The sequence below is a fragment of the Actinoplanes sp. NPDC051513 genome (assembly GCF_044454685.1).
Classification (GTDB): domain Bacteria; phylum Actinomycetota; class Actinomycetes; order Mycobacteriales; family Micromonosporaceae; genus Actinoplanes.
On record NZ_JBITDW010000036.1, the window covers coordinates 89,951 to 98,754 of the forward strand.

8 protein-coding genes are annotated in these 8,804 nt (G+C 70.3%); 5 read left to right on the plus strand and 3 right to left on the minus strand.

Going from position 1 to position 8,804, the window contains the following annotated elements:
* Positions 1 to 58 precede the first annotated feature (58 nt).
* The 4 genes from ACIA5D_RS48495 (at position 59) to ACIA5D_RS48510 (ending at position 5,292) form a co-directional block, all read left to right on the plus strand.
* Positions 59 to 1,555 carry a DHA2 family efflux MFS transporter permease subunit gene (locus ACIA5D_RS48495; protein WP_396037508.1) on the plus strand — a complete coding sequence of 499 codons (1,497 nt, stop codon included), beginning with the start codon at positions 59 to 61 and terminating at the stop codon, positions 1,553 to 1,555.
* Between the two features lie 166 nt (positions 1,556 to 1,721).
* Positions 1,722 to 2,222 carry a nitroreductase family deazaflavin-dependent oxidoreductase gene (locus ACIA5D_RS48500; RefSeq protein WP_396037509.1) on the plus strand — a complete coding sequence of 167 codons (501 nt, stop codon included), beginning with the start codon at positions 1,722 to 1,724 and terminating at the stop codon, positions 2,220 to 2,222.
* 131 nt (positions 2,223 to 2,353) lie between these two features.
* Entirely contained in the window at positions 2,354 to 3,901 is a 1,548-nt protein-coding gene (locus ACIA5D_RS48505; protein ID WP_396037510.1) for a nitrate/nitrite transporter, read from the plus strand.
* Positions 3,902 to 4,062: 161 nt separating this feature from the next.
* Positions 4,063 to 5,292 carry a lanthionine synthetase LanC family protein gene (locus ACIA5D_RS48510; protein ID WP_396037511.1) on the plus strand — a complete coding sequence of 410 codons (1,230 nt, stop codon included), beginning with the start codon at positions 4,063 to 4,065 and terminating at the stop codon, positions 5,290 to 5,292.
* A 77-nt stretch (positions 5,293 to 5,369) separates the two neighbouring features.
* Here ACIA5D_RS48510 and ACIA5D_RS48515 read toward each other — a convergent pair whose 3' ends face one another.
* Positions 5,370 to 6,194: a hypothetical protein gene (locus ACIA5D_RS48515; RefSeq protein ID WP_396037512.1), complete on the minus strand. Its 825-nt coding sequence runs from the start codon at positions 6,192 to 6,194 to the stop codon at positions 5,370 to 5,372.
* A 106-nt stretch (positions 6,195 to 6,300) separates the two neighbouring features.
* A complete protein-coding gene (locus tag ACIA5D_RS48520) occupies positions 6,301 to 7,314 on the minus strand; it encodes a zinc-binding dehydrogenase (protein ID WP_396037513.1) in 1,014 nt (337 codons plus the stop codon).
* A 75-nt stretch (positions 7,315 to 7,389) separates the two neighbouring features.
* Between ACIA5D_RS48520 and ACIA5D_RS48525 the strand changes: the two genes are divergently transcribed.
* Positions 7,390 to 8,292 (plus strand): LacI family DNA-binding transcriptional regulator, encoded by a 903-nt coding sequence (locus tag ACIA5D_RS48525; protein ID WP_396037514.1) that lies wholly within the window; start codon positions 7,390 to 7,392, stop codon positions 8,290 to 8,292.
* A 381-nt stretch (positions 8,293 to 8,673) separates the two neighbouring features.
* Here the strand turns inward: ACIA5D_RS48525 and ACIA5D_RS48530 are convergent.
* A partial coding sequence (locus tag ACIA5D_RS48530) for an IS3 family transposase (protein ID WP_396037518.1) occupies positions 8,674 to 8,804 on the minus strand: 131 nt, incomplete at its 5' end.

The window sequence follows — 8,804 nt, forward strand, 5'->3', positions numbered from 1 at the left end:
CCGCGTCGCCGAAGCCAACGGAGACCTCTTCCGTCCGCTTGCTCGCGAAAGGCGCTTGATGACTACCGCTACCGAACTGCCCACCTCGGCCGCGCCCCCGGCCTCGACCGGCACCGGCGGCTCCGGCCGCTGGTGGGCGCTGGTCGTTCTGGCGATGGCCCAGCTCATGGTGGTCCTGGACGCCACGATCGTGAACATCGCGCTGCCCACCGCGCAGGCCGATCTCGGCTTCTCCGACGCCTCGCGGCAGTGGGTCGTCACCGGGTACGCCCTCGCGTTCGGCAGCCTCCTGCTGCTCGGCGGGCGGCTCTCCGACTTCTTCGGCCGCAAGCGGATGTTCATCATCGGCCTGATCGGTTTCGCGCTCGCGTCCGCGCTGGGCGGCGCCGCGAACGGCCTCGAGATGCTGATCGTCGCGCGCTGCCTCCAGGGCGCTTTCGGCGCGGTGCTTGCTCCCGCCGCGCTTTCGTTGCTGTCCACGACATTCACCGCCCCGGCCGACCGCGGCAAGGCGTTCGGCATCTTCGGCGCGATCTCCGGCGCCGGTGGCGCCGTCGGCCTCCTGCTGGGCGGCGTGCTGACCGAGTACGCGTCATGGCGCTGGTGCCTCTACGTCAACCTGGTGATCGCCGCGATCGCCGTGGCCGGCGCGCTCATGAAGCTGGCGGACGAGCCGATCACCAGCCGCAACAAGCTGGACGTTCCGGGCGTCGTCACGGCGGTCCTCGGCCTCGTCGGCCTGGTCTTCGGGCTCGGCAAGGTGGAGACCGACGGCTGGCACTCCGCCACGGCGCTGGTCCCGATGATCGCGGGCGTCGTCATTCTGATCGCTTTCGTGGTCATCGAGACCCGGGTCGCGCACCCGCTGCTGCCGCTGCGCGTCGTCCTCGACCGCAACCGGGGCGGCTCGTACGCCTCGATCGGCATCGCCGGCGCGGGCATGTTCGGCATTTTCCTGTTCCTGACGTACTACCTGACCATTTTCCTGAAGTTCACGCCGATCCAGACCGGCCTCGCGTTCCTGCCGATGCTGGCCGCCATCATGACCTCGGCGACCCTGGCCGGCTCGATCCTCACGCCTCGCGTGGGCCCGCGCCCGCTCGTACCCGTCGGCGCGCTGATCGCCGCGGGCGGCATGGCTTTCATGACCCGCCTCGACCTGGATTCGCACTACGCGTCGGGCGTGCTGCCCGGCCTGCTGATCATCGGCCTGGGCCTGGGTCTCGTCTTCGCGCCCACGCAGAACGCCGCCACCAGCGGCGTCGAGCACCGCGACGCGGGCGTCGCCTCGGCAATGATCAACACCGTGCAGCAGATCGGCGGCTCGATCGGCACCGCGCTGCTGAGCTCGTTCGCCGCCTCGGCGGCGACGAACTACGCGGAGAGCCACGCCCCGTCGGCGATGCTGCAGGCCCAGGCGCAGCTGTCGAGCTACCACACGGTGTTCTGGTGGTCGTGCGGGTTCTTCGTGCTGGCGGCGGCCGTCGCGGCGCTGCTGTTCCGCACGGGACCGCTGGATGTCGACCCCGACGCGCCTCGCGCCATGGCGCACTGATCCCTCCAGATCCAGCCCACATCGCCCCGGTCGTGCCCAACAGGCATGACCGGGGCGATTCGCGTTTCGTTCGCCCTCTCGGCCCCATTGACCCATTCGGCGTCGCAGCACACGCTGGCAAGGCGCGTTCGGTACCCCGGCGTCAAGCTCGATGGAGGCGGCAGCGATGACCGACACGACACCCCACCAGCCGGATCCGAAACGCCGCCGCTCGCCCCGGCAGTTCCGCCGCAGCCGCGGGCGCCACATCGGCGACGCCGTCATCAGCGTGTTCGTCCGCGCCGGCGTGGTGCCCAGCACCTACATGCTGACCACGACCGGCCGCAAGACCGGCCGGCCCCTGACCCACCCGGCGACCGTGGTCAAGGAGGGGCAGCGACTGTGGCTGGTCGCGCCCTACGGAGCGGTGTCGTGGGTGCACAACGCCCGCGCCGCCGGCCGGGTGAGCCTGGCCCGCCGCCGGGATCGGCATGACTACGCCCTCCGCGAGCTGCCGGCGGCCGAGGCCGGGCCGGTGCTCAAGCGCTACGTCGCCGTCGCCACCGCCACCCGGCCGTACTTCGACGCGGACAAGGATGCGCCGGTCGAGGACTTCGTCGCCGAGGCGGGCCGCCACCCGGTGTTCGAGCTCCTCCCGATCGACGAAACTCGCCCTCCCCGTTCGTGACAACTCCCGGTGCGCGCTTGGATCCGGCGAGGGCAGCTGTTTTGATGAGTTGGGCTCTGCTCGGATCGGGTGTGTTGGCGATGACCTTCCTGGGAAAACCGTTTCCGCGTGCGGGGATGACGCTGGCGCTCGTGACGATCGGGTTGGGGCTGAACCTGCGGGCCTCGATACTTCTCGGTCCGCACCTGCACGAGCGGTTCGGCGTCACCGCGGGCTGGCACCTTGCCTTGATCGGGTTGCCCGTGCTGGTGGCGGCGGTGGTGCGGTTGCCGGTGGGTGTGCTCACCGACCGCTATGGCGCACGGGTGATGTTTCCCGCCGTCAGCCTGGTAACGGGAGCATCGGTGGTCGGACTCGGCCTGGCCGGCTCGCCGGCCGGGGCGGTCGTCGCCGGAGCGGCGGCGGGAGCGGGCAGTTCGGCGTTCGTCGTGGGCGCCGCGATGGTGTCGCGGATGTTTCCTTACGGCCGGCGCGGCCGGGTGCTCGGGGTCTTCGGCCTCGGGGCGGCGCTCGCCGCCATGTTCTCCGCCGTTTCCTGGGGCATCGACCGCGAGGGGCAGCTCACCGCGCTGCTGCTCGGCGGGTTGCTGGTGGCCTTCGCCGCGCTGGTGGCGGTGCTGATCCGCGAGCCCGCCCCGGTCGATCGCGCCGGTTCGCCGATGCGCGAGTGCGCGGCGCTGATCCGGCTCGCCTCGACCTCGTCGGTGTCGCTGCTGTACGTGATCGCGCTGAGCGGCATGGTGTCGATCGCCGTGTTCCTGCCCGTCTACCTGGCCACGGCGCTGCGGTTCGAATGGTCCCACGCCCTGGCGATCACCGGGTCCGTGGTCATCCTGGCCTCGGTGGCGCGGCTGGTAGGGGGATGGCAGACCGACCGCCGCCCGACCGCCCGGTTGTTGATGATCTGTTACGGCATCGCCGCGGGCCTGTGCATGGTCGTTGTGCTCACGCCCCGGTGGCTCCCGGTGGCCGCGATCACCGGGATAGCCGTCTGCGACGGCGTGGCCGGCGGCGCCCTGCTCGCCTTGATCGGCAAGGCTGCGCGGCCGTACAGCGTCGGCGCGGTGATGGGGGCGACGAGCGCCGCGGGCGCCCTCGGCGCGCTGATTCCGCCGTTGCTGCTCGCCGGTCTGTACAGGCTGACGCACTCCTACACCGCGGCCTGGACCCTGCTGGCCGCGGTGCTGCTGTCCGCGGTGCTGTACGTCCGGACGCGTGGGCTCAACGTCGGGCTCGGCCTCGCCGTCGGGTTCCGCCCGCGGCCCAGCCCCACCGCGACGACCGTAGCGGTCCTCGACGAGCCGGACACCCGGCTGGGTGCCGCGGCAGTGGTTGCCGACCTCGCCGAGCTGGCCACGAGCGACGAGTTGGTCGTCGTCTACGGCGTCGACGAGCCTGCGCGGCTCGGCCTCAGCCCCGCCGGCCTGGCGGCCGGCCTCCGAGCCCGCTTGCCCCGGCACACCGTCGTCGCCCTACCGGTCGACGAACATCCTGAGCTGCTCGGCCGGGACGCCCTTCTGCTCGGCGAGCACGTCGACGCAGGAGCGCTGGCGATCGCGGTCACCCCGACGGCAAGCCTGCACCGCGTCGCCGCCGACCTCTCGATCTATCTGCAGGCCGACCGAATTCTGACGGTCTCCTACGATCCGGCCGAAGGCGCCGAGCTTCACCCGGTCTGACAGGTGTATTCGAACTGGCTTTGAAGAGTCGCCCGGCAAGCGGCCTCCTTCGGGTCCGATTGATCTGATGTGCTGGACGCATGGAAGCCGACAGCCGAAGCCGGTCGAGCGTGCCACGTGCGGAAGCAGCGCAGACTCGGGCAGCGGGTGCTCTGGACTGGATGATCAGGTCAACGTGGAGCACCGACGCCGGCCTGCCGCGGGCGGGTATCGACGAGGCTGACCACTCGCTGTACAGCGGCATGGCGGGAGTCGTGCTCGCGTTGCTGGAGGGTCAGTGCCACTTTCGCGATGACCGGTACGGCGATGCCGCCCTACGCGGCGCGGCAGCGTTGGCCGCTGCTGTCGACGACGAGCAGAGCTGTTCGCTGTATTTCGGGCTGGCCGGTACGGCAGTCGCCCTGCGCGCCGTACACAGCCTGCTGGGCGACGAGCCGGCCGCCCGGGCCGCGGACCGGGCACTGAGCAGCGTCCGTTCGCGTTTCGACGGAAGGCGCTGGGGTGAGATGTTCGAGTTGCTCGGCGGCAACGCCGGCATCGCGCTGGGTGCGCTGCACGCCGGTGACCTCGAGCTGGCCGTCCTCGCGGTCGAGCCGTACCTGGCCACCGCGGACGCGACCCCCGGCGGAGTCAATTGGGCAGTCCGGCCCGGCCCGGCGCGTTCCCATCACATCGCGCACGGAACGCTGGGCATCGTGTATGCGCTTGCGGCCGTGGGCGCCGCTGCCGGCCGCGACGACCTGATCGAGTTGGCCCTGACGGGCGCCGCCGACGTGGTGTCCCGTGACGAGGCGGGACCAGCGGGCTTTCTCGTCGCGCATTCCGACCCGCAGCACCGGCCCGAGCTGATCGAGCGCTACAGCTATGGCTGGTGCAACGGCCCGGCGGGCGACGCTCAGGCCTTCCGGCTGCTCGGTGCGCTGACCGGGGACGCCGGCTGGACCGCTCTCGCCGACCGATGCTGGCATACCGTCACCCACTGCGGTCTTCCACGCCGCGTACGCCCCGGCTTCTGGGACAACAACGGCCGCTGCTGCGGAACGGCCGGGGTTCTGGCACTGGCCTGCGACCGGCACGTCGAGCAGGCGCAGCCGCTCGACTTCGCCAACGTGCTGGTCGACGACCTCGTTGCCCGGGCGACGGTCGACGCCGACGGGGTGCGCTGGTCGAATCGCGAGCACCGCGTGACGCCCAGCATGCTCGATCCCGAGGCCGGATGGGCGATGGGAAATGCCGGCATCGTCCGTGAGCTGTTGCGATTCGCTCGCGCCGCCGGTGGAGCGGATTCGTCGTACGCCGTGCCGTGGCCCGACCATCCTCCCGCCGCGCCACCGAGAGTGCGGCTCATTTCGCCTGCCAGTTCTAGGCGCGGTCAGGACAGCTCGCGGTAGGCCCGCAGCGCCGCCTCATCTCGGCGCGGTCAGGTCAGCTCGCGGTAAGCCCGCAGCGCCGCCTCATCTCGGCGCGGTCAGGTCAGCTCGCGGTAGGCCCGCAACACCGCCTCGGTGCGCTCGGCAAGCTCGGACCCGGCATCCGCCACGATCGCCGGCCCCGCCGAGGTCAGCCGGGCGAGCGTCTCGTCCGCCTCCCTCGCCAGCGCATCGATCTCCTGATCGCGGATCAGCTCCTCACCGGCCACCGCAACGGCGTTCAACGTCGCCAGACGCTGGGTCACCTCGTCGTCCAGTTCGGCCAACGCCGAGGTCGCCTTCGCCATTCGCGGCGCCAGCTCGAACGCGCCGTCGTGCTCGGCCAGCTCGGCGTGCAGGTCGCGCAGCTCCTGCCGCCGCTCGAGGGCTCCCGCCAGATCGAACAAAGCCTGCGCGAGCTGCTTCTCCGCGATCGGCACATCGATGAGCGCCCCGAGCGCCGGCCACGTCTCCGACGTTCGCTGACACAGGTCGATGGCATCCGAGAAAACTTTCCGATCCCGATCGTCGACGAGCACATGGTGCTGATCACGATCGCTCTCGAGGCTCGGCGCCGAGATCACGCCCGGCCGCCGGCGCAAGCCGTACAGGACCGCCCCACCACCGGCAGCGATGCCGGCCAGGACGAAGAAGCCGCCCCAGAACACACCGCCCAGCAGAAGCACTCCGCCGATGATGCCGAAAATGGTGCCGAAGCTGTAGAGCACACCGGTCGTCGGCCCCGAATCACCGGGCTTGTCCGCGGGAGTGACCTCGAGGACACTGCCCCAGCCGAACGAAAGCCCGCGCCCGCCGACCACCTCGAGCGGAAGCCGGGACACAATGGCCAGCTTGTCGTCGTGGGCCACGTACAGAGACGGCATCACCCTCGCTCCCCTCGTCCAGCCGGGCGGCCTGCATCATCCCATGGCGAAAGTGAGCATGATCGAGCCCGCCACGGGGTGCTTTCCCCGCGCCGGCCTTGTTCGCTCAGAACACGACGACGACCTTGTCGGTGGCGCCCGGCGTGCCTGCGAGCTCGACGGCCCGCGCCGCCTCGTCGAACGGAACGCGGTCGCTGATGATGTGCTGATACAGCCGCCAGTCCGCGACGATCGAGTCGGTCACCTCGAAAATTTCCGTCGGGTAGCCCATCGAGAGCCGGATTTCCGGCTCGTTCACCAGCATCGACTGGAAGTCGAGCTCGACCGGTTTCTTGTGGACGCCGACCACCGACAACACGCCGCCCCGCCGCAGCGAGCCGAGCGCCGTCGTGATCACCGCCGGCGCGCCGGCCGCGTCGATGGCGACCTCGGTGAGCGGCCGATCCGGTCCGTGCTGGAAACCCGGCTCCGAGCCGTGCAGCTCCCGCAGCCGCGACACCACGTCCTCCTCGGCCGAGTTGATCACTGCGTCGGCGCCGACCAGCAGCGCCTTCTCGAGCCGGTTCGCCACGATGTCCACGACCACGACGTGCTCGGCGCCTTTCGCTTTCAGCCCGATCGCCGCGCCGAGACCGACCGGTCCCGCGCCGAAGACGACCGCTTTCGTGCCCTTGCCCGCACCCGAGCGGTTGACCCCGTGGAAAGCCACCGCCATCGGCTCGTTGAGCGCCGCCACCTCCCACGGCACCTCGGCCGGAATCACCCGGAAGTGCACGCCCGCCACCGCGTCCTTCAGCACGACAGTTTCCGAAAGCCCGCCCTGTGCCCCGCCACTGCCGATGATCCCGTCGGCCGCGGCCATCGGATTGATCACCACGTGGTCGCCCACGGCCGCCCCGGTCACCTCGGCGCCCACCGACGCGACCTCACCCGCCGGCTCGTGCCCCAGCGGCGTCGCGCCCTGCCGCGGCGGGATGCCCCCGATCTGCTTGTAGAACACGTCCGAGCCGCAGATCCCACAAGCCTTGACGCGTACGACGAGATCGCGCGCACCCGCGTCGGGCGCCGGCACGTCCAGCATCTCGGTCTTACCCGGCGCCGTGATCACCAGGCTTTTCATTGGTCCTCCCAGGCCGCACATCGCTAATCCGAATTAGTTGCCAAGCTAGCACCTTGAGCTGGGAGGATGTCCAGAATGAAGGCACGCCGAACCACGATGCGGGATGTGGCGAGGACGAGCGGCGTCTCCCCGGCCACGGTGAGTTTCGTGATGAACGACGCCCCCGACCAGACGATCTCCGAGGCGACCCGCGAGCGGGTGCGTCAGGCCGCGGCCGAGCTGGGCTACCGCGCCCACCCGATCGCCCGTGCCCTGCGCGAGGGCACGTCCCGGGTGGTCGTGCTCGACGTCGGCGGCCTGCCTCGCGACCGGGTCCTGGAAAGTTTCGCCGACGGCATGGAGTCTGAGCTGTCCGCCGCCGGCCACGCGCTGCTGGTCTCCTACTCGCGCCGTTCCCGCCGCGCCCAGATCGACGCCGTCAACCCGCGCGCCGTCATCGATCTGCCGGCTCTGTACGCACGCCCGGGCGCCATCGCCGACGGTGGCTGGGTGGACGGCATGGCGTCCCATTACCTGACGCAGATCGAGTTCTTGCACCACCTCGGCCACCGCAACCTGGCCGTGGCGGTCCCCGCGCGCCCCGACCGTTTCATGCGCCTGATGACCGACTACGTCTTCCGCGCCGCCGATGCCCTCGGCCTACCCACTCTCCAAGTGTTGCCGATAGCCGGCGAGGCCGCGACCCGGTCCGCGGTCCGTGACCTGCTGGGCCGGGCGACCGCGGTGGCCGCCCTGACCGACGGCCTGGCCCTGGCCGTCCTGGCCGCCCTTCACGACACGAACGCGCAGGCCCCCGGCGACCTGGCCGTGATCGGCTGGGGCGACAGCGCCGAGGCCGCCCGCTGGCGCCCGGCCCTGACGTCGGTCCGCATAGACGCGGCGGCGTACGGCCGCCGCCTGGCCCGCCAGGCGCTCGACCTGCCCACCGACGACGCCGGGCCGGCCGCAACCCGGGTGATCCGCCGCGCCACCACGTGACGCCGCCCGTTACCCACAGAACCGCAACTCATCAACGACGAGCCGCCACACCCACCAACGCGAACTCATCACTGATAAGTCGCCGCACGCACTGAACGCCAACTCATCACTGATAGGTCGCCCGCGCGCACCGCACGACAGCTCATCATTGATGAATCGCCGCGCGCACCCAAACGCCAGCTCATCATTGATGAATCGCCGCGCGCACCCAAACTATCCAGTCCCATGACATCTGTCAGTGTTGAAGTCCCGATACATGTGTCACTTCGCCGGGATCTTGGACGTGCTTATCCGTGCTGCCAGGTATGGCTTCTCGGCGGCATGTGATGAATCTGTGGGCTTGACCCGTTTTGACGGACAGGGTCGATGTGTTGATCTTAGTTAGGCAGCCAGGCCGATGGATATCGGTTCGTGGGCGAGGGCTTCGAAAGCGGCGGGGCTGAGGTAGCCGAGGCTCGAGTGGCGGCGCCGGGTGTTGTACCAGCCTTCGACATACTCGAATATTGCCTGCC